The sequence below is a fragment of the Pseudomonas sp. LS2P72 genome (genome assembly GCF_054897865.1).
In genome coordinates, this window is the sequence record NZ_CM142708.1 from 2,076,823 (window position 1) to 2,095,258 (window position 18,436).

General features: G+C 59.4%; 19 protein-coding genes. 9 read left to right on the plus strand and 10 right to left on the minus strand.

Going from position 1 to position 18,436, the window contains the following annotated elements; all coding sequences use genetic code 11:
• Nucleotides 1-2 precede the first annotated feature (2 nt).
• From ACYZUA_RS09685 to ACYZUA_RS09695, 3 genes are all read right to left on the minus strand, one after another.
• Nucleotides 3-938 carry a LysR family transcriptional regulator gene (locus ACYZUA_RS09685; RefSeq protein ID WP_461962911.1) on the minus strand — a complete coding sequence of 312 codons (936 nt, stop codon included), beginning with the start codon at nt 936-938 and terminating at the stop codon, nt 3-5.
• Between the two features lie 132 nt (nt 939-1,070).
• Nucleotides 1,071-1,988, minus strand: coding sequence for a DMT family transporter (locus ACYZUA_RS09690; protein WP_461962912.1), 918 nt, complete (start codon nt 1,986-1,988; stop codon nt 1,071-1,073).
• 15 nt (nt 1,989-2,003) lie between these two features.
• Nucleotides 2,004-3,188: a cyanate transporter gene (locus ACYZUA_RS09695; RefSeq protein WP_461962913.1), complete on the minus strand. Its 1,185-nt coding sequence runs from the start codon at nt 3,186-3,188 to the stop codon at nt 2,004-2,006.
• Between the two features lie 510 nt (nt 3,189-3,698).
• On the opposite strand from ACYZUA_RS09695, the gene ACYZUA_RS09700 reads away from it, so the two are divergent.
• The 5 genes from ACYZUA_RS09700 to ACYZUA_RS09720 all read left to right on the plus strand — a co-directional run bounded on the left by ACYZUA_RS09700 (nt 3,699) and on the right by ACYZUA_RS09720 (nt 9,534).
• A complete protein-coding gene (locus ACYZUA_RS09700; RefSeq protein ID WP_461962914.1) occupies nt 3,699-5,081 on the plus strand; it encodes a glutamine synthetase family protein in 1,383 nt (460 codons plus the stop codon).
• Nucleotides 5,082-5,253: 172 nt separating this feature from the next.
• Nucleotides 5,254-6,903, plus strand: coding sequence for a phosphoethanolamine transferase (locus tag ACYZUA_RS09705; protein WP_461962915.1), 1,650 nt, complete (start codon nt 5,254-5,256; stop codon nt 6,901-6,903).
• A gap of 154 nt (nt 6,904-7,057) precedes the next feature.
• Nucleotides 7,058-8,191 (plus strand): ribonuclease D, encoded by a 1,134-nt coding sequence (gene rnd, locus ACYZUA_RS09710; protein WP_461962916.1) that lies wholly within the window; start codon nt 7,058-7,060, stop codon nt 8,189-8,191.
• Nucleotides 8,188-8,481: a YcgL domain-containing protein gene (locus tag ACYZUA_RS09715; RefSeq protein ID WP_007898694.1), complete on the plus strand. Its 294-nt coding sequence runs from the start codon at nt 8,188-8,190 to the stop codon at nt 8,479-8,481. Before rnd ends, ACYZUA_RS09715 begins: the two co-directional genes overlap by 4 nt.
• Before the next feature lie 120 nt (nt 8,482-8,601).
• Nucleotides 8,602-9,534 carry a D-2-hydroxyacid dehydrogenase gene (locus tag ACYZUA_RS09720; RefSeq protein ID WP_461962917.1) on the plus strand — a complete coding sequence of 311 codons (933 nt, stop codon included), beginning with the start codon at nt 8,602-8,604 and terminating at the stop codon, nt 9,532-9,534.
• Nucleotides 9,535-9,660: 126 nt separating this feature from the next.
• Here the strand turns inward: ACYZUA_RS09720 and ACYZUA_RS09725 are convergent, their stop codons facing one another.
• Nucleotides 9,661-10,254, minus strand: a complete 594-nt coding sequence (locus ACYZUA_RS09725; RefSeq protein ID WP_461962918.1) for a nitroreductase family protein — start codon at nt 10,252-10,254, stop codon at nt 9,661-9,663.
• 166 nt (nt 10,255-10,420) lie between these two features.
• On the opposite strand from ACYZUA_RS09725, the gene ACYZUA_RS09730 reads away from it, so the two are divergent.
• Nucleotides 10,421-10,870 carry a YcgN family cysteine cluster protein gene (locus ACYZUA_RS09730; RefSeq protein ID WP_461962919.1) on the plus strand — a complete coding sequence of 150 codons (450 nt, stop codon included), beginning with the start codon at nt 10,421-10,423 and terminating at the stop codon, nt 10,868-10,870.
• An 88-nt stretch (nt 10,871-10,958) separates the two neighbouring features.
• Entirely contained in the window at nt 10,959-12,188 is a 1,230-nt protein-coding gene (locus tag ACYZUA_RS09735) for a hypothetical protein (protein WP_461962920.1), read from the plus strand.
• Nucleotides 12,189-12,316: 128 nt separating this feature from the next.
• Here ACYZUA_RS09735 and ACYZUA_RS09740 read toward each other — a convergent pair whose 3' ends face one another.
• The 4 genes from ACYZUA_RS09740 to ACYZUA_RS09755 all read right to left on the minus strand — a co-directional run bounded on the left by ACYZUA_RS09740 (nt 12,317) and on the right by ACYZUA_RS09755 (nt 14,576).
• Entirely contained in the window at nt 12,317-12,694 is a 378-nt protein-coding gene (locus ACYZUA_RS09740) for a YgaP family membrane protein (RefSeq protein WP_461962921.1), read from the minus strand.
• Nucleotides 12,695-12,786: 92 nt separating this feature from the next.
• Nucleotides 12,787-13,257, minus strand: a complete 471-nt coding sequence (locus tag ACYZUA_RS09745) for an RNA methyltransferase (RefSeq protein ID WP_129441984.1) — start codon at nt 13,255-13,257, stop codon at nt 12,787-12,789.
• 208 nt (nt 13,258-13,465) lie between these two features.
• Nucleotides 13,466-13,840: a YajD family HNH nuclease gene (locus tag ACYZUA_RS09750; RefSeq protein WP_157712199.1), complete on the minus strand. Its 375-nt coding sequence runs from the start codon at nt 13,838-13,840 to the stop codon at nt 13,466-13,468.
• A gap of 49 nt (nt 13,841-13,889) precedes the next feature.
• The gene (locus ACYZUA_RS09755; RefSeq protein ID WP_007898703.1) at nt 13,890-14,576 is read right to left on the minus strand and encodes a spermidine synthase; all 687 of its coding nucleotides are present in this window, start codon (nt 14,574-14,576) and stop codon (nt 13,890-13,892) included.
• 98 nt (nt 14,577-14,674) lie between these two features.
• Here ACYZUA_RS09755 and ACYZUA_RS09760 point away from each other — a divergent pair, with 98 nt between their 5' ends.
• The gene (locus tag ACYZUA_RS09760; protein ID WP_461962922.1) at nt 14,675-14,965 is read left to right on the plus strand and encodes a hypothetical protein; all 291 of its coding nucleotides are present in this window, start codon (nt 14,675-14,677) and stop codon (nt 14,963-14,965) included.
• Here the strand turns inward: ACYZUA_RS09760 and ACYZUA_RS09765 are convergent.
• Nucleotides 14,962-15,435 (minus strand): cyclic nucleotide-binding domain-containing protein, encoded by a 474-nt coding sequence (locus ACYZUA_RS09765; protein WP_461962923.1) that lies wholly within the window; start codon nt 15,433-15,435, stop codon nt 14,962-14,964. The genes ACYZUA_RS09760 and ACYZUA_RS09765 overlap by 4 nt on opposite strands.
• A gap of 224 nt (nt 15,436-15,659) precedes the next feature.
• Nucleotides 15,660-17,714 (minus strand): S9 family peptidase, encoded by a 2,055-nt coding sequence (locus ACYZUA_RS09770; protein WP_461962924.1) that lies wholly within the window; start codon nt 17,712-17,714, stop codon nt 15,660-15,662.
• 204 nt (nt 17,715-17,918) lie between these two features.
• On the opposite strand from ACYZUA_RS09770, the gene ACYZUA_RS09775 reads away from it, so the two are divergent.
• Complete coding sequence (locus tag ACYZUA_RS09775; RefSeq protein ID WP_461962925.1) at nt 17,919-18,416, plus strand: MFS transporter; 498 nt, start codon at nt 17,919-17,921, stop codon at nt 18,414-18,416.
• Nucleotides 18,417-18,436 lie beyond the last annotated feature (20 nt).

Below are 18,436 nucleotides of genomic sequence, written 5' to 3' on the forward strand. Positions count from 1 at the left end.
TTTCAGGCCATTTCCTGCTCGGTGCAGGCCTTGACCACTTGCTCGCGCAGCCAGGTGTTGGCGCTGTCCTGATCGACATTCTGGCTCCACTGCATGTCGAGGCTGAACCCCGGCAAGCCACTGGGCGCTTCGCAATGATTGAAGATCGCGTTGTTGGCCAGCAATTGCTGGATACGCCGAGGCAAAGTCAGGATGAAGTCGGTGCCGGTGATCATCTTCAGTGCCGCGCTGTAGCTGTTGGAGCGCGCGACGATCTGCCGTTTTTTCGCCTGCTGCGCCAGCCAGCCGTCGACCATGTTGGTGGTGGAAGTCCAGGGTGTCGGGAACACGTGCCGACGCTCGACGAAGGCTTGCAAGCTTAAACGTGGTTCCGGTGGCGTGGCACGTTTATCGAAGACACAGACCAGGTCGTCCTCCAGCAGCATCCGGGATTTGAAATCGCCATGATTACGATGAAAGTTCGGGCCGAAGCAAATCACCAGGTCGAGGCTGCCATCGCGTAGCTCTTCGGCCGGGATGTCGGTTTCGAACTTGTGCATGTTGACCATGACTGGAAGGTCGGCAAAATCGAAGCTTCTCAACAGACGCGGCAGGATCAACTGCTCGAAGTATTCCGGTGCGCAGATATTGAAGGTGACTGGTTGCAGGGTGGGGTCGAATGCTGGCGCACCGGCGTGACACAGGTTGATGCTTTCGAGGATCTTCAGCACGTGGGCGTACATGGTGCTGGCTTTGTAAGTGGGGCGCATGCCCGCGCGGGTATTGATGAACAGTTCGTCTTCGAAACTGGTGCGCAGCTTCTTCAGGCAGTAACTCACGGTGGACTGGCTGACGCAGAGCGCTTCGGATACACCGCTGACGCTGCTTTGCTCATACACGGCGATAAATACCATGAGGTCCTGCATATCGAGCTTTCTAAGCAAGTTACTGTTCAACATCCACTTCGTCTCGCTGTGCTCCTTGCGCTGACTGTGCGCAAACTTGTGCGAGTGATCCTAACGGAACGATGGTGCCAGGAGAATGCCTTGTAGGAGTTTTCATGGAAAGTTGTGGGGCAGTTCCAGAGGCCTTCAGCTTTGAACGGCTGCAGGCACCCCGCGGCGGCTGGACATCAGCAGTGCCCACATACCGATTCCCACCAGCAGCGCGCCGATGATTTCCAGCGGCAGTGGCGACTGACGTAACCAGAACCAATGAAACAATGTCAGGAACAGCGTGCTCAGGTAAATGTAGGAAATAACCGAGGAAGGGGCGATGACGCCGATGGCCCGATGCAGCAGCCAGAACGTCGCCAGCGTGGCGAACACCGCCAGGTACATCAGCCACCAGAAATCGCTCACGGTCAGCAATGACGCCGATCGCCAGCCGCCGCTGAACCCACAGAATGCCAGCAGAAACAGCGCGCCGAACAGCATGTTCCAGAAAGTCATGCCCACCGGGCCGCGACTCTGGAGGCTGCCGGCCTTGAGCCGTTGACTCAGGGGCGAGTAGAGCGCCATCGCCAGGCAACCGACGCCATACACCGACACGGCATACAGCGAAGGCAGCTCACCCGGGCCTGTGCCTTTCAAAACCAGCAACACGGCCCCGGCAGCGGCAATCAGCATCGGTAGCACCCGCTGTTTCAGGTTGCTGTCGGGCATCAATACGGCTTCGAACAGCAATGTCAGCAGTGGCACCAAGGTGAACATCGTTCCGGTATTGACGGCCGAGGTGTAGCGCAATGCCTCGAACAGCGAGCCGAAATACACTGCCAGCAGCAAGCCGAGCACGGCATGGCCGAACAGTCCGCGAGCGGTCATGGCGGTATCGCCCTTGAACAGCAGCAGCGGCAAAAACACCAGGGCGCAGAACAGCAGGCGCAAACCGGTCAGCAGGATCGGGTCGATGGCCTGGCTGACCTGCGCTGCCGCAGAAAACGAAGCAGCGATCAGCAGTGCCCAGAGCAGCATGCCGACGTGAGCGGCGACGAAACCGGTGTGCTTCATGGTGGGGTGTCCGGGTCAGTGAATGTGTCGGGCGTAATGCCGTGGATCGAAGCGCAAAACCATCAGGATCATCAGTGCCATGACGCCGGTCAGTGACCACCAGGCCCATTCGAAGCTGCCGAGCTGATCGCGGATCAACCCGGCAATCAGCGGCGATAGACCGGCGATCAGGTAGCCGATGCCTTGCACGAACGCCGTCAGGCCGCCGGCACGCTGGGGATTGTCCAGATGATCCAGGGACACGATCAGACTCATCGGGAACAGTCCGCCGATGCCGAGCCCCAGCAGGCATGGCCACAACAGTGTCAGGTGTTGCGGGCTGAGAACAAGCCCGCAGAAACCGGCCATGATCAGCACCAGCAACACCACCAGGACCACGCGCCGATCACGGCTGCGGTTGGCGATGGCGGGTGTCAGCAGGCCAGACAACACTTCCATGGCGGTTAGGAAACCCAGCAGCAACCCGGCGTTTTGTTCGCTCCAACCCTTTTCCACGTAGTACGGCGCCAGCCAGGCCAGCACACAGGTGTAGGACGCCGTGCCCAGGCCAAAGAAGATGGCGAGTAACCAGGCGCGGGAATTGCCGAAGAAAGAGCCATTTCGCTGCGCCTGAGCAGGCTGCGCTGGCAGCCTTTCACGTTGCACGCGCCAAAACAGCAACGCGACCAGCGCCAGCGCCGCCCAGATCGCCAGGCCTACACGCCAGCTTCCGGTGCGGATCATCACCAGCGGCGCAAACGACGCCGCAATCGCTGCGCCGCCCATGATTGATGTGACGTAGAGCCCCATGCACACGGAAACGTTATCGCTGAAGCGGGATTTTATCAGCGCCGGCATCAATGCCTGGATCAGCGCGATACCGATACCCGCCAGCACGGCGCTGAGGATCAGTTCAGCCGCCGAATCGAGGAATAACCGCGACACTGTGGCCACGCCGATGATCAGCAGCGAGAGCACCACGGTGCGTTGTTCGCCGATTCGTTGGCTGATGCTCAGCCCAAAGAACATCGCCAGCCCCATCGCCATCACTGGCAGCATGGTCAACAGCGAGGCCAGACTGAAACTCAGTGCAATGTCACCGCGAATCGCCGACAGCAAAGGACCGACTGCGGCCATGGAAGGCCGCAGGTTCAGGGCGACAAGAATGATGCTGAACATCAGCCAGAGGGCGGGGCGAGAGGTTGCGCGAACGTTTTCCATCTATCGGACCTTGAATGACAAGGAGCCGATTAGGCGCGCGAGGCCTGCGGGCCGCAAATCAGAAAGTCCGGAGCAGTATTTAGAAATTAAATACCTCTACCGAGACACTGATCCCCTGTGGGAGCGAGCCTGCTCGCGAAGACGGAGTGTCAGTTTCCATAAACATCGACTGTCACGCCGCCTTCGCGAGCAGGCTCGCTCCTACAGGGGATCTAGGATGTCTATAGAATGTTTAGCCATGTCGCAACCAAAGTTCTTCAAATCCCGATTTAACGACTTAACCTCCCGTGTGACGCTGCTGCTCACCTGTTCTCTGCGGTTTTATCTATGGACGGTTGTCCCGTCGCACTTCCCTCCGAATTAGCCTTTTGGGCGCTGTGGCACTGCCGTCACGCGCGCCCACCGGATTCCTGCATTTCCCGTTGATTGTTCTTACAGGTCCCGCGCTATGCGCCGGGATCAAGCGGCGACGCCTGAGCGTTTGCCTGACGCGGAAATAAGAGAATTCCCATGAGTGTTGCCACGACATCTTTCGCCTCCACACAAGAAGCCCTGACCTTTCTGGAACAGAACCCGGATATCGAGATGTTCGAGTTGTTCATCCTCGACAACAACGGCGTACCGCGGGGCAAGTTGCTGCACCGCGATGAATTGCTGGCGGTGTACGAAAGCGGACGGCCATTGCCGAGCACCATTCTTGGCCTGACCATCAACGGCGATGACGTGGAAAACTCCGGCCTGGTCTGGGACGTTGGCGATATCGACTGCCGGGCGTACCCGATCAGCGGCAGTTTGACGCGCATGCCGTGGCGGCTGATTCCTACGGCGGCGGTGCAGGTCAGCATGCACCCGAAGGAGGGCATGCCCGCGACGATTGCCGATCCACGGCATCTGCTGGCGAAAGTCATCGAAGGTTTGCAGGCCGACGGTTATTACCCGGTGATGGCGGCAGAGCTGGAGTTCTATCTGCTGGATCAGCAGCGCGACAGCAACGGTCGGCCGCAACCGGCGCGGGATGTCGATGGCGGGCGGCCGCGAGGGACTCAGGTCTACGGCTTGCGTGAACTGGAACAGATCGAACCGTTTCTGGCCGATCTCTACAGCGCCTGCAAACTCCAGGGCATTCCGGCGCGCACGGCGATTTCCGAATACGCACCGGGGCAAGTGGAAATCACCCTCGAACACCGCACCGATGCCTTGCAGGCGATGGATGAAGCGGTGCGCTACAAACGGCTGGTCAAAGGCGTGGCCCACAAGCACGGGATGACGGCGTGCTTCATGGCCAAACCGTTCGATGACCTGGCGGGCACTGGCATGCACATGCACGTCAGCCTGGCGGACAAGGACGGCAACAACCTGTTCGCCAGCGAAGCCCCGGACGGCACGCCGCTGCTCAAACAAGCGGTCGGCGGGATGCTCAGTACACTGCTCGATTCATTGCTGCTGTTCTGCCCGAACGCCAACTCTTACCGTCGCTTCCAGACCAACAGTTATGCGCCGCTGGCACCCACGTGGGGCGTGGACAATCGCACCGTAAGTTTGCGCGTGCCCGGCGGGCCGGCGTTTTCCCGGCATATCGAACACCGTATCTGTGGCGCCGACGCCAACCCGTATCTGGCGGCCGCGGCGATTCTGGCCGGGATCCATCGCGGTATTCGCGAACAACTCGATCCTGGCGCGCCGGTGGAGGGCAATGGCTACGCCCAGGCCACGGAACTGTTGCCGACTGACTGGCTGACTACTTTGCGAGCACTGGAAGGATCCACCTGGGCGAGGGAAGCATTCGGCGGTGAGTTCCTCGGTGTGTACCTGGCGGTAAAACGTGCCGAGTATCGACAGTTCATGGGTGAAGTCGGCGAACAGGATTGGCGCTGGTATTTGCATCAAGCCTGAACAGAGCCTGAATCATTCTCAAATAAGTTAAAAGTTTTGGCCTAGTGCCATGAGCCAACTAATCGTTGGCTTCTTTTTCACAAAAAATTGATGGTTGGCTGCCTAAAGTTAGTGCTGTCTCGGTAAATGAAATTTTCACATTTACCGCAGGCACTTCTTTTCAGGAACCATCATGTTGAAAATTAAAGCCGCCCGCCCCGAGTGGGTGACACTGATTGCCAGTGCCTATCTATTAACGGGCTTCAACCTTGTTCTCTGGCAACACCTGTTTGACATCACGGCATCGGACGGTAAAGGCATCGTCATGCGCGTGGCTTTCGGGTTGATGATCCTGGCCGCCTTCAACATTGTGCTGACCCTGCTGGCTTTCCGGTCCGTGATGAAACCGGTGCTGACGCTGATCTTCATGGTCAGTGCGGGCGTGGCGTATTTCATGAGTCAATATGGTGTTTTGATTGACGCCGGTATGTTGCGTAACTTCGCAGAAACCAACCCGGCCGAGGTTCGCGACTTACTGTCCTTGAAGCTGTTTGTTTATATTGGACTGTTGGGTGTCTTGCCTTCGTTGTTGTTATGGAACACCCCGATTAATTACCGTCGCTGGCACCATGAACTATTAAGTAAGGTGTTGGTAAGTGTCGCGTCGGTTGCAGTCATCGGAGGCGTTGCGCTGGTCAACTATCAGGGCCTGTCTTCTTTGTTTCGCAATCATCATGAACTGCGCTTGATGGTGGTGCCAAGCAACTACATCAGTGCCTCTTTCGGCTATCTGCGTGAGCAGGTCGCGTCTGCACAGCAGCCCTTTATCAAACTGGGCGAAGATGCCCAGCGAAATCCCGCCTGGCAAACCCACGGCCGCAAATCCCTGACCGTGCTGGTGGTGGGCGAAAGTGCCCGGGCCGAGAACTTCGGTATCCTGGGGTATGACCGTGACACCACACCCAAACTGGATAAAGAAGCCGGCTTGATCGCTTTTACCGATGTGCATTCCTGCGGGACAGAAACAGCGGTGTCGGTGCCGTGCATGTTCTCCGACATGGGCCGCAAGGATTACAACGCCAGCAAGGCAAAGAACCAGGAAGGCCTGCTGGACGTACTCAAACGAGCGGGGCTCGACGTGATCTGGCGCGATAACCAATCGGGCTGCAAAGGCACTTGCGATCGGGTCACCCTCGACGACGTCAGTAACCTGAAAGACCCGGTGCTTTGCGCCAATAGCGAATGCCGCGATGAAATCCTGCTGCAGGGTTTGCAGCACTTCATCGATACCCTGGATAAAGACACGGTACTGGTGTTGCACCAGATGGGCAGTCACGGTCCGGAATACTTCAAGCGCTACCCGAAAGAATACGAGCGCTTCACCCCGGTGTGTGAAAGTAACGCCCTGAACAATTGCAGTCGCGAAAGCATCGTCAATGGCTACGACAACACCCTGGTGTATACCGACCACGTGCTGTCCACCCTGATCGATCTGTTGCGTAACAATCAGGACAAAGTCGACACCGCGATGCTCTATCTGTCGGATCACGGCGAATCCCTGGGCGAGTACAACCTGTTCCTGCATGGCACGCCTTACATGCTGGCACCGGAACAACAAAAGCATGTCGCGATGCTGGCCTGGTTTTCCGACAGCTATCAAAAGTCGTTCTCGGTAGACACCCATTGCCTGCAACTGAGTCGCGAAAAGCCCTTGAGCCAGGACAACCTGTTCCATTCGATGCTCGGTTTGCTGGAGGTCAAGAGCAAGGTCTACAACCAGGACCTGGATATGTTTGCCGGGTGTCGCGGTACGGTGATCGACGGCGTATTGGCCAAGGAGTGAGGTCTTCAACCTACTGCGTAACGCCGGCTAGTCTCCGCTTGTCAGACATTTCTTGCTGTTTGGCAGGCATATTCGCTAAAGCTCTTGTTCAGTGGATGCGCGGAAATCGCCGGGGGCGATATATACTGCGCGCCATTCTTCAAGGGAGAGCCGTGTGGCCATCGATATTCACTGGATTCGCGACAACGATAGCCTCGGTCAGTTTTGCGCCGAGTGGCAGCAGCTGCCATTCGTTGCCCTCGACACCGAATTCATGCGGGTCGACACCTTTTATCCGATTGCAGGCCTGCTGCAGATCGGCGATGGCGTACGCGCTTACCTGATTGACCCGCTGACCATCGACAACTGGCAGCCGCTGGCCGAATTGCTGGAAAACCCGGCCGTGGTCAAAGTCGTCCATGCGTGCAGCGAAGACCTCGAGGTCCTGCTGCGCCTGACCGGCAGCCTGCCAGCGCCGCTGTTCGACACTCAGTTGGCCGCCGCTTACTTGAACCTGGGTTTTTCCATGGGTTATTCGCGGTTGGTGCAGGAAGTGCTCGGCATCGACCTGCCCAAGGGCGAAACCCGTTCCGACTGGCTGCAACGTCCGCTTTCCGACACCCAAATCAGCTACGCCGCCGAAGATGCTTTGCACTTGGCGGAGGTTTTCGTACAGCTTCGCCCGAAGCTGTCCGACGACAAGTACGCCTGGGTCCTGGAAGACGGCGCCGAGCTGGTGGCCAACCTGCGACGCGAAGTTGATCCGTATGAGGTCTATCGCGAAGCCAAGCTGGCCTGGAAACTCTCCCGCGCCCAACTCGCCGTGTTGCGTGAGCTGTGTGCCTGGCGTGAGCGTGAGGCCCGCGCCCGTGATTTGCCGCGCAACCGCATCGTGCGTGAGCATTCCTTGTGGCCGCTGGCGCGGACTCAGCCGGACAACCTCGGCGCGCTGGCGAAAATCGAAGACATGCACCCGCGTACCGTGCGTCAGGACGGCGAATTTCTGCTTGATCTGATCAAGCGCTCTGGCAGTGTGTCGCCTGATCAATGGCCGCCAGCGGTGCCGGAGCCTTTGCCGGTGGACGCCGCCACGCTGGTCAAACAGCTGCGTGCGATCGGCCAGGCCGAAGCCGAACGCCTGAACATTGCGCCAGAGCTGATGCTGCGCAAGAAAACCCTGGAAGCGCTGCTCAAGAGCGGCTACCCCAACGGTCCTTACCAATTGCCTGATTCGCTGCGTGGCTGGCGCCGCGAATTGATGGGCCAGGCGCTGCTCGACAGCCTGGCCACCGCCGGAGAACAGCCTTGAAACGTATTTGCTCCATTTATCGAAGCCTGAAGAAAAACGAGATGTACCTCTATGTGCTCAAAAGCGATGCACTGGAGCGCGTCCCGGAAAGTCTGATGGCCGCCTTCGGCAAACCGCATCACGCCTTCGACCTGGTGCTGACCCCCGAGCGCAAACTGTCGCGCGAGGACATCACCGTGGTGCTGGAAAACCTTGAGAAGCAGGGTTACCACTTGCAAATGCCGCCGGCCGAAGACGAGTACATCGAACACTTGCCGGAAGAGTTACTGCGCCGCAACGACCCGATGTAATCGGCAGACAGGCTCTGTTCAGAGCCTTTATGAAACACTGGAATGATTTTGGCGAGGGCCAGGGCGATGGAGCGTTACTCCATCGGCGGCCGTCTGCACTGTTTTTGAAAGGTTTGAACCATGCGCGTTCTGATTGCTGAACACGACCACCCGGTGTACGCCCAGCTGTTGCGTCAAGCAGCGCCCGACCTGGAAGTGCTGACCAGCGGCGACTCCGCCGAACTGGCCAGCCAGGCCGCTGATTGTCCGATCTGGCTCGGTCAGCCGGACTTGCTGGCGACCTTGCTGCGTCAGGGCCACGAGCCACAATGGCTGCAATCGACCTGGGCGGGCATCACGCCGCTGCTGGCCGACGGCTTGCCTCGGCACTATCGCCTGACTCGGGCGGTGGGGATTTTCGGTCAGGTCATGGCCGAGTACGTGCTGACCTACATGCTCGGTCACGAGCGCGAAGTGCTGCCGCGGCTGGTCAGCCAGGTCGAGCGCAAGTGGGACAGTCGCCAGGGCCAAAGCCTGGCCGGGCGCAAAGTGTTGATCGTCGGCACCGGTGACATCGGCCAGACCGTGGCGCAGTTCCTTGTGCCGTTTGGCATGGAGTTGTACGGCATCGCCAGTGAAGCCCGCGAGCAGGTGCCGTTTGTCGAAGTCGGGGCGCTGGCTGATCTGCCGCGTCTGGTGGGTGAAGTGGATTACGTGATCAATCTGCTGCCCAATACGCCGAACACCCACGACCTGTACGACGCGGCGCTGTTCAAGCAGTTCAAGCCGACCGGATTGTTCATCAACGTCGGGCGCGGCGTGGCAGTGGTCGATGCGGACTTGGTGGAGGCCTTGAAAGAAGGGCATCTGGCCGGTGCGGTGATCGACGTCTGCCGTCAGGAGCCGTTGCCGCAACGTCATCCGTTCTGGACCGCTTGGGGCTTGCTGCTGACCGGCCACAGCTCGGCACCGACCTCGCCATCGATGATGGTGAATCTGTTTGTCGAGAACCTGCGGGCGTATCAGGCGGGTGAGGCATTGCGCGGGGAAGTGGATTTCTCGCGCGGGTATTAAATCCATCCTTTGAACCTGTAGGAGCCGAGCTTGCTCGCGATGAGGCAATCACATTCAACATCATCGTTGACTGTGAGACCGCCATCGCGAGCAAGCTCGGCTCCTACAGTAGATCTTCGGTGTGGCTTAGAGGGTGAAGTCGCCTTCGGCGGCCAACTCGCTCAGCGGACGACGTGGGCTCGGTTCTTCACGTGCTTGCAGATAGTCCGCCAGCGTCGCCTTGTCGCCCAGTTTGCCCACCGCCACCGCCGCGTGCAGCGCATAACCCTCGGGAATGTTCAGCTCCTTGCGGGTCAGGTCCTGGTCGAAACCGGCCATGCCGTGGGTGTGCCAGCCGCTGATGCTCGCTTGCAGTGCCAGATGACCCCAAGCGGAACCAGTGTCGAAGGTGTGCCACAAGGCCGGGGTTTCTTCGGTGGCGCCAGGCACCGCGAAGGTGGTTTTCGAGATCACGATCACCAGTGCCGAGGCGTGTTGCGCCCAGCTGCGGTTAAATTCGTTCAGCAGCCCCAGATAGCGCTCCCAATTCGGCGTGTCGCGACGTGCGTACAGAAACCGCCAAGGCTGCGAGTTGTAGGCCGATGGCGCCCAGCGCGCGGCTTCGAAGAAGCTCAGCAGGGTTTCTTCCGGGATACTTTCACCGGTGAAGGCGCGGGGCGACCAGCGATCGGTGAACTGAGGGTGGATGGCATAGTCGGCAACGCGTGGATTGGCACTCATCAGGAGATTCCTTGCTACGTTTGAAGGTGAGGGGCGACGCAAAACCCTACTGGGCGGCGCAATAACTGACAAGCTCGTTCTTACCGGCAGTCGCCAACGCTTGGCCCACAAGGGCCTTGGCACTAGACTGGCGGCCTTTTCACCACCTGATGTTGATGCTTGAGCCATGGTCGCCAAAGTCGAACCGTTCTGGATACGCAAAACCCTCGATCAACTCGATCAAGAGGAATGGGAATCGCTGTGCGACGGCTGTGGCCTGTGCTGCCTGCAAAAGCTCGAAGATGAAGACGACAACAGCGTCTATTACACACGCATCGCCTGCAAGCTGCTGGACCTGAAAACCTGTCAGTGCACCGATTACCCGAACCGCCGCGATTTCGTCCCCGACTGCATCCAGCTCACGCCAGGCAAGGCTGATGAGTTCAAATGGTTGCCGCCGACCTGCGGCTATCGACTGGTCAGTGAAGGCAAGGACCTGCCGCTTTGGCATCACCTGGTGTGCGGTGATCGCGATGCGGTGCACCACGAACGTATTTCCCAGTCCGGGCGCATGCTCGCCGAAGGCAGCGTGGCCGAAGACGATTGGGAAGACCATCTGATTTTTCGGGCGGGTTAATTCCCACTCAAAACCGGCGGTGATTACTAGAATTCGGGGCTGCTATGCAGCCCGGCGCGAGCAAGCTCGCTCGCCACAAGGAGTGTGTATGGCTGTGGGATTGCGGCTGGCGTTGGCCTTTGGGCTTTTGGTCCTGGGTTCGTCCGCGTGGGCGACGAAGAAGGTTGATCTGGATTACCACGTGCGCCTGTTGCCGCAAAGCGATCAGGCTGAAGTGCGGCTGACCCTGGCTCAGGGTTCGGCGGTGCGCAGTCTGGATTTCGATCTGGGCGATGGCAGCCACTACAGCGATTTCAAGGCCGACGGCCAATGGCAGCTCACGCCGGGCAAGCAGGCCCGTGGTGTCTGGCGTCCGGCCGCCGACAAGGCCAGCCTGACCTACCGCGTACGCATCAGCCACGGGCGCAAGAGCGGCAGCTTCGATACACGCATGACGCCAACCTGGGCGCTGATGCGCGGCGACGATCTGGTGCCGGCGGCCAAACTCGATCAGCCGGACGGCATCGAGCTGGTTTCACGCCTTGAATTCGAACTGCCCGCCGGCTGGAAAAGCGTTGAAACCGCCTGGCCGCGAATCGGCAAGAACAAATTTCGGGTCGATAACGTTTTTCGCTTGTTCGACCGGCCCACGGGCTGGATGCTCGCCGGCCACCTCGGCAGCCGTCGCACGCGGCTTGGGGAAACCGAAGTCACCGTCGCCTCGCCCCAAGGCCAAGGGATGCGCCGCATGGATGTGCTGACGCTGCTGACCTTTGTCTGGCCGCAAGTGCAGGCGGTGTACCCCCGTCATCCCGTCAAACTGTTGATTGTCGGCGCCAACGACCCGATGTGGCGCGGCAGTCTGGGCGCGCGCGAATCGATCTATCTGAACACCCGTCTGCCGCTGGTCAGCGAAAGCGGCAGCAGTGCGCTGGTGCGGGAATTGGCGCAGGTGTTCGGACGAATCAACGACCAGCAGCGCAGTGACTGGATCAGCGAAGGATTTGCCGAGTATTACGCCATCGAACTGGTGCGCCGCGCCGGCGGCATGAGTGATGAGCGGTATGAGAGTTTGCAGAAGAAGTTGGCCAAGGACAGCCAGAACGTCACAACCTTGCGCGCTGAGCAGGTCAGCCCGGCGCAGGTGTCAAAAGCGGTCGTGTTATTGCAGGAGCTGGACCGCGAGATTCGCCTGAAGACCCGCAACAAGCGTTCGCTGGATGATGTGTTGCGCGGGGCGATGCATCTGGAGAGTGTGGATACCACGGAATTTGTTCAGTTGGCCGAAAGCATCATCGGTGAATCTTCCCAAGTTCTCGATACCGGGTTGCTTCAGTAATACCGCCATCGCGGGCAAGCCTTGCTCCTACAGGTTGAGTGTCGTTCACAAATGTCGTGATCGACACAGCACCTGTAGGAGCAAGGCTTGCCCGCGAAGAGGCCTTAAGCCTCACTACATCGTCTGGATTAAGCCCCGGGTTTAGGCGACTTCAACGAATCATTACCGGTCACGGTAGCGGTATTGGTCGCCGCATCAGCATTCGCCTTCAACCGGTTCAACTCTTCACCCGCCCGCTGAATTTTCGCCCGCACGTTGTTCATGTCCTGGCGGCTTTTCTCCAGCAGGCTTTTCGCCGAACTGTGCCCGGTAATACCACGCGCCAGGGCCACACCGCCGATCGCCACTTGAATCAACCCGAACAGACCGCCGCGACGCAGGCCCTTGCCGACCATCACCACGCCGCCGGCCAGGGAACCGATGCGTTCCCAACCCTGCACGTTCTGCTCGGTGTGAGTCTGGAACGGGGTGGATTCGATGCGTTCTACGCGTTTGAGTTCGCTCATGATCTGTCTCCAGTCGGGAATAGCTGCTTCAGGAATAGATACTTAAGCTGACTCCCGAGGCGGGCGGCTTGTTCCATCGGATGTGCGCTGAATCAGCGAAATTTCGCCCCGGAGCGGGTGTTGAGTCCCTTGGACAGGCGGTCATAGAGCACGACGTTGACGGTGGCCGCCAGGTTCATGCAACCGGTGGTCGGGATGTAGACCACGTCTTCGCACCAGTCGCGAATCTCTTTATCCAGCGAGCCGTCTTCCGGGCCGAAGATGTAAAGCGCGCGGTCCGGATGGGTGTATTCCGGCAGCGAACGGGCGCCGTCCACCAGTTCCACAGCGACTGGAACGCAGCCCAGCGGGAGGATTTTTTTCAGGTCGTCGATGCCGATCAGCGGAATGTCGTAGTGGACGCGCTTGGTGTCGGTGACGAAGTCGGCGGCGCGTTCATAACGCTTGCCGGTGTAGAACACGGAGGCCACGCCATAGCAGCCAGCGGCGCGCATCACCGAACCGACGTTCTCCGGTGATTTGGGGTTATACAAACCAATGCAGCTGTACCGTTTGTCTGCCACGAGCGGGTGCCTTCGGGGAAAAAACGGCGATTATACGGGGGATTGGTTTGAGATTGGCGGTGTCCGGACGATTGCTATCGCGAGCAGGCTCACTCCCACACTGGATCTTCAGTACACATGATAGGTGTGAACACTCAGGATCCCTGTGGGAGTGAGCCGGCTCCGGGCGGCGTTCCGACGATGAGGCCGGTCGAAGCACTGAAGATCTTCAGTCTTCTTTTTTCATCAGCCCGGCCAACGCGGCAAACGGGTTATGCGTCGCCTTGGCGATTTTCGGCGAGCTCAGCGAGCCTTCACCGAAATACTGTTGATCGGTGTACCGCGAGTGTTCGTTGTCGTGGCAGTACAGGCACAACAATTCCCAGTTCGAGCCGTCCTGAGGGTTGTTGTCGTGGTTGTGGTCGCGGTGGTGCACGGTCAGTTCGCTCAGGCGCTTGCCGGAAAACTCACGGGCGCAGCGACCGCACACGTGCGGGTACATTTTCAGGGCCTTGTCGCGGTAGCCCATTTCCTTGTCGCGCTGGTTGTCGGCAAGGATGCGGTCCAGTTTCGACGTGTTGGTCGGTGGCGTTGACGAACTCATGGGTTCACCTTTGTAAAAAGACTAATGACGGTTATGACGTGAGTTTAGCTCAGCCCTTGAGCTTCTCGGCAATCCAGATGGTGTGGCGGGTGCCTTTGTTGCCATGGGCGAAGACCTGGACTTCCTCAGCCTTGAAGCCGGCCTTCTTCAGTTTGTCGGAAAACTGTCGGTCAGCGCTCGCGGACCAGACGGCCAGCACGCCTTTGGGCCGCAGGGCTTTGGCGCAGGCGCTCAGGCCGCCAGCGGAGTAGAGCCAGCTGTTGGCCTTCTGGGTCAGGCCTTCGGGGCCGTTGTCGACGTCGAGCATGATTGCGTCAAAACCTTGCGGCTCGGCTTGCAGAACTTTGGCCACGTCTTCCATGCGAATGACCGTCCGCGGGTCGAGCAGCGGGTTCCCGGCTTTCTCTCCCAGCGGTCCACGGTTCCACTCCACCACACCTGGCACCAGTTCGGCGACGACCACTTCAGCGGTCTTGCCCAGATGCTTGAGGGCCGAGGCGAGGGTGAAACCCATGCCCAGGCCGCCGATCAGCACGCGCGAATTTGGCCGGCCGGCCACTTTACGGCACGGGATCTCCGCCAGAGCGTCTTCCGAGCCGTGCATGCGGGTGTTCATCAGTTGCCCGCCGTCGCCGCCCTGGATCTTGATGACGAAATCCTCGCCGTATTCGAACAGGCACAAGGCACCGCCATTTTCAGGAATTGGAGTGGTGTCGAGCAGAACGAAACGTTTCATGGGGCTCACTTGAGGAGAAATTGGCAGAAGAGGGGGAAGGCAAACACGCGCAGTTGGGAGTAGCCTGCAAAAAGACCACAAGGCCAACGGAGCCATTGATGAAGCGCACCATTCTAACGGTCATTGCCTTGGCCGCGCTCTCGATAACTGCAGTGCAGGCCCAGCAGTTGCAAACCATTCCAACCAACCCTGCGCCGCAGCCCGGTTCGCCCGGTACCGCGACCCCTGCGCCGTACCCGAAAATTACCCCGACCACCTTGCCCAAGGCTGGAACTGGCAGTGGTGGCCCACCGCTGGTGCCGATCGAGATGCCCAGTCCTCCGACCAAGGATCAACCGTTGCCGGGTCTTGAGCCAAATAGCACGAAGATCAAGTCACCCGGTGGTTAAACCTGCTGCGAGAGCAGTTGCCCATCGGCCATGCGTAGGCGCTTGGAGAGGGAGACGGCGAGGGCGCGGATGATTTTGGCAGCGATTTTCGGCGCATCGTTGAGCATCTTTTCCAGCGAGTCCTTGCCCAGATTGAGCAACTGGCAATTGCTCGCGGCCACGCAACTGGCCGAGCGCCGTTCGCCGTCGAGTACGGCCATTTCGCCGAACGCCCGACCGCTGCGTAACGTTGCCATGGTCACCAGGTGCCCGTCGCTGTTGGTTTTCTGCACCGCCACCTGGCCGGTGTGGATGATGCACATGAAGCTACCGGCATCCCCCTCGTGGAAAATCTCTTCGCCCTGAGCAATGGTGCTGAGGCTGAAGTAGCCCGAGGCCGTGGCGAAGTCCGCCGGCAGCAATTGATCGAACAGGCCACAGTCCATCAGCCAGTCGCGAATTTCGTTGTTCAGTAAGGTCGGTTCTGACATGTCGTCACGGTCTTTTTCTTGTGTCTGGTTCCGGTTTTCTGGACGTCCCCAATCCCCTGTGGGAGCGAGCCTGCTCCGGGCGGCGTTCCGACGAAGAGGCCAGCACATTCAACATCAATGTCGACTGAACGACCGCTTTCGCGAGCAGGCTCGCTCCCAAAGGGGAGTTGTGTCGCCTCGGGCCCGGTGTCTGGTCTTAAGACCTAATCACCGGGCCAAGTTCCTCAGGCGATGCCCAAAACCTTGAAAACAAATGCGTATTCGAGTGCTACGTCACGTAATCCCTGATAACGACCGCTCATCCCGCCATGCCCGGCACCCAATTCGGTCTTGAGCAGCAGGGGATTGGTGTCGGTTTTGGTTGCGCGCAATTTCGCCACCCACTTGGCCGCTTCCCAGTACTGCACGCGGCTGTCGTTGTAGCCGGCGATCACCAGGGTCGCCGGATAAGCTTGTGCGGTGACGTTTTCGTACGGGGCGTAGGCCTTGATCCGCTCATAGACGTCCGGTTCTTCAGGATTGCCCCACTCGTCGTATTCGGTGACGGTCAACGGCAGATCCGGGTCGAGCATAGTGTTCAGCACGTCGACGAACGGCACTTCAGCAATCGCCGCGCCGAACAGATCCGGCCGCTGATTGAGCACCGCGCCGATTAGCAGACCACCGGCGCTGCCGCCGCTGATCGCCAGTTGCTGTGAAGTAGTGAAGCCATTGGCGATCAAGTGTTCGGCGCAGGCGATGAAGTCGCTGAAGGTGTTGTGTTTGTGTTCCTGCTTGCCGGCGCGATACCAGGCTTCGCCCAGTTCACCGCCGCCACGCACATGAGCGATGGCGAACGCCACGCCACGATCCAGCAGGCTCAAACGAGCGTGGGAGAACCACGGGTCGAGGCTTTCACCGTAAGCACCGTAGCCGTACAGATAAAGTGGCGTCGGCTTACCGAGGGCTTCGCGTTTGACGACGAGGCTGATCGGCACTTTCGTACCGTCCGGTGCGGTCGCCCACAGGCGCTGGCTGACGTAGGCATCGGCGTCGAACGGGCCGAGCACCGGGGTTTCCTTGAGGACTTTCTGCTCGCCGCTGCCCAATACCAGTTGGCGGATTTGCGCCGGACGGTTCAAGGCTTCGTAGCGCAGACGAATTCTGTCGCTGACGAATTCCAGACTGTTCTGCACGTGCAGGCTGTAGGCCGCATCCGGCAATTGCACACGGTAGCTCGGCAGGTCTTGCGGATGAACTTCGATGATCGGCAAGCCACCTTCACGCAGGCTCAGGGTCATGGCCCCGGTATTCAGGCTCATGCCTTCGATCATCACTGTGTCGCTGTGCGGGATCAGGTTCTGCCAGTCGGCCTCGGTCGGCGCTAGGCCGGTATCTACGGCGTGGTACAGGGCAAAGTTGATGCCGTCGCGATTGGTGCGAATGAACCAGGTCCATTGACCGTCGAGCGCGCCGTGGTCCACATCGTACTCATGGTCTTCAACCCTCGGGGCGATGCAGGTAAACGCCTGCTGCGGTTGAAACGCGTCGAGCACCCAGACTTCGCTGGTGGTTTTGCTGCCCAGTGACAGCAGCAATTGCTGCTCGGAACTGGAACGGTAGCAATGCATGAAGAATCGACCGTCCGGCTCATGGAACACTTCTTCAGCGGCCGTACCGTCCAGCCTATAACGGAACAGTTTGTGCGGGCGATGGGTGTCGTCCAGCTCGCCGAAGAACAGCGTCAGGCTGTCATTGGCCCAGGTCATGCTGCCATCGCAATCCTGAAATTCCAGTTCGCTGACACGACCGCTGGATAATTCCTTCACGAATAGCGTGTAGATCTCTTCGCCACTGGAGTCGATGCTGTAGGCCAGACGCTGGTGGTCCGGGCTGACACTGAACGCACCCAGGGAAAAGAAGCCGCCGTTGGCCAGTTCATTCGGGTCCAGCAGCAGCTGTTCCTGGCTTTCGTCGAGCTGCAGGCTGTCATCGGCCGGGCGCGGGCAGCGGTAATGACGGGCGTATTCATCACCGGCCGTGGTGCGCGTGTAATACAGGTACGGACCCCAAGGAGAGGGCAAGGACAGATCGGTTTCGAGAATCCGGCCCTTGATCTCTTCGAACAGGGTTTCACGCAACCCGGCCTGATCGGCCGTTTGCGCCTCTTGATAGCGGTTTTCCGCATTCAGGTAGTCGAGCACCGCGTCGGTGTCGCGCTCCTGCAGCCAGGCATACGGGTCGTCGCCTTCGGCCTTGCGGGCAATGGGAGCGTCGGAAACGTTGACGGATAGGGGCATGAAGGACTCTCGGACAATGTACAGAATAAGGGCTTCGCAGACGGCAGTGTAGGAGCCGAGCTTGCTCGCGATGGCGCCGGCACGGTCAATATTGATGTGCCTGACAGATCGCCATCGCGAGCAAGCTCGGCTCCTACACTGGCATTGGAGCAAGCCTGACGTGCGAAAAGTCGTTACTATAAGCGCCTCTTTGCCTGCCTTGCCATGGACACCATGACCGAGAACGACTATCTGATCGCTTGGGGCCTCTACGCCTTCGCCGCTTTGGGCTGCCTGTTGGTGTGGATGCGTATCACCCGCTGGATGTGGCGCTGGCTGCGTGAGCCGCTGCGGCTATTGGTTGCCGTGTTGCTGTTCAGCCCGACCATCATTGATCCGGTGAAGGAAAAGGTCGCTCCGGCCATCGCCATTACTGCCCTTGATCTGCTGTTCAAAGTCGGCAACAACGCTTGGCGCGCGGTGTCCGACCTGTTCATGTACGGCATGATCGCCTTCGGCATTTACCTGGTGTTCGTGGCGATCCGGTTCCCTCTCGAACGTGCGTCCAACGCTCGCAAGGAACAGGCTGCCGCTGCCAAGGCTACGGCCCGGGCCGATGAAGCTGAAGAGGATCATCCTTTCGGCGGTGCGGGCGATGATCGTTACGGTCGTCCACCGGTGCCGAGCAACCCTCAGCGATCGCGGGTCGAACCGCGTCTGTAACCTTGCCCCTGCCTTTCAGC

What these genes read in the sequence shown, in the direction of transcription:
- ACYZUA_RS09700 (WP_461962914.1), top strand. Translation starts at nt 3,699, where the DNA reads ATGAGTGTTGCCACGACATCTTTCGCCTCCACACAAGAAGCCCTGACC.
- ACYZUA_RS09765 (WP_461962923.1), bottom strand. Translation starts at nt 15,435, where the DNA reads ATGTCAGAACCGACCTTACTGAACAACGAAATTCGCGACTGGCTGATG.
- ACYZUA_RS09750 (WP_157712199.1), bottom strand. Translation starts at nt 13,840, where the DNA reads ATGAGTTCGTCAACGCCACCGACCAACACGTCGAAACTGGACCGCATC.
- ACYZUA_RS09740 (WP_461962921.1), bottom strand. Translation starts at nt 12,694, where the DNA reads ATGAGCGAACTCAAACGCGTAGAACGCATCGAATCCACCCCGTTCCAG.
- ACYZUA_RS09775 (WP_461962925.1), top strand. Translation starts at nt 17,919, where the DNA reads ATGGACACCATGACCGAGAACGACTATCTGATCGCTTGGGGCCTCTAC.
- ACYZUA_RS09760 (WP_461962922.1), top strand. Translation starts at nt 14,675, where the DNA reads ATGAAGCGCACCATTCTAACGGTCATTGCCTTGGCCGCGCTCTCGATA.
- ACYZUA_RS09735 (WP_461962920.1), top strand. Translation starts at nt 10,959, where the DNA reads ATGGCTGTGGGATTGCGGCTGGCGTTGGCCTTTGGGCTTTTGGTCCTG.
- ACYZUA_RS09695 (WP_461962913.1), bottom strand. Translation starts at nt 3,188, where the DNA reads ATGGAAAACGTTCGCGCAACCTCTCGCCCCGCCCTCTGGCTGATGTTC.
- ACYZUA_RS09770 (WP_461962924.1), bottom strand. Translation starts at nt 17,714, where the DNA reads ATGCCCCTATCCGTCAACGTTTCCGACGCTCCCATTGCCCGCAAGGCC.
- ACYZUA_RS09685 (WP_461962911.1), bottom strand. Translation starts at nt 938, where the DNA reads ATGTTGAACAGTAACTTGCTTAGAAAGCTCGATATGCAGGACCTCATG.
- ACYZUA_RS09690 (WP_461962912.1), bottom strand. Translation starts at nt 1,988, where the DNA reads ATGAAGCACACCGGTTTCGTCGCCGCTCACGTCGGCATGCTGCTCTGG.
- ACYZUA_RS09730 (WP_461962919.1), top strand. Translation starts at nt 10,421, where the DNA reads ATGGTCGCCAAAGTCGAACCGTTCTGGATACGCAAAACCCTCGATCAA.
- ACYZUA_RS09720 (WP_461962917.1), top strand. Translation starts at nt 8,602, where the DNA reads ATGCGCGTTCTGATTGCTGAACACGACCACCCGGTGTACGCCCAGCTG.
- ACYZUA_RS09705 (WP_461962915.1), top strand. Translation starts at nt 5,254, where the DNA reads ATGTTGAAAATTAAAGCCGCCCGCCCCGAGTGGGTGACACTGATTGCC.
- ACYZUA_RS09755 (WP_007898703.1), bottom strand. Translation starts at nt 14,576, where the DNA reads ATGAAACGTTTCGTTCTGCTCGACACCACTCCAATTCCTGAAAATGGC.
- ACYZUA_RS09725 (WP_461962918.1), bottom strand. Translation starts at nt 10,254, where the DNA reads ATGAGTGCCAATCCACGCGTTGCCGACTATGCCATCCACCCTCAGTTC.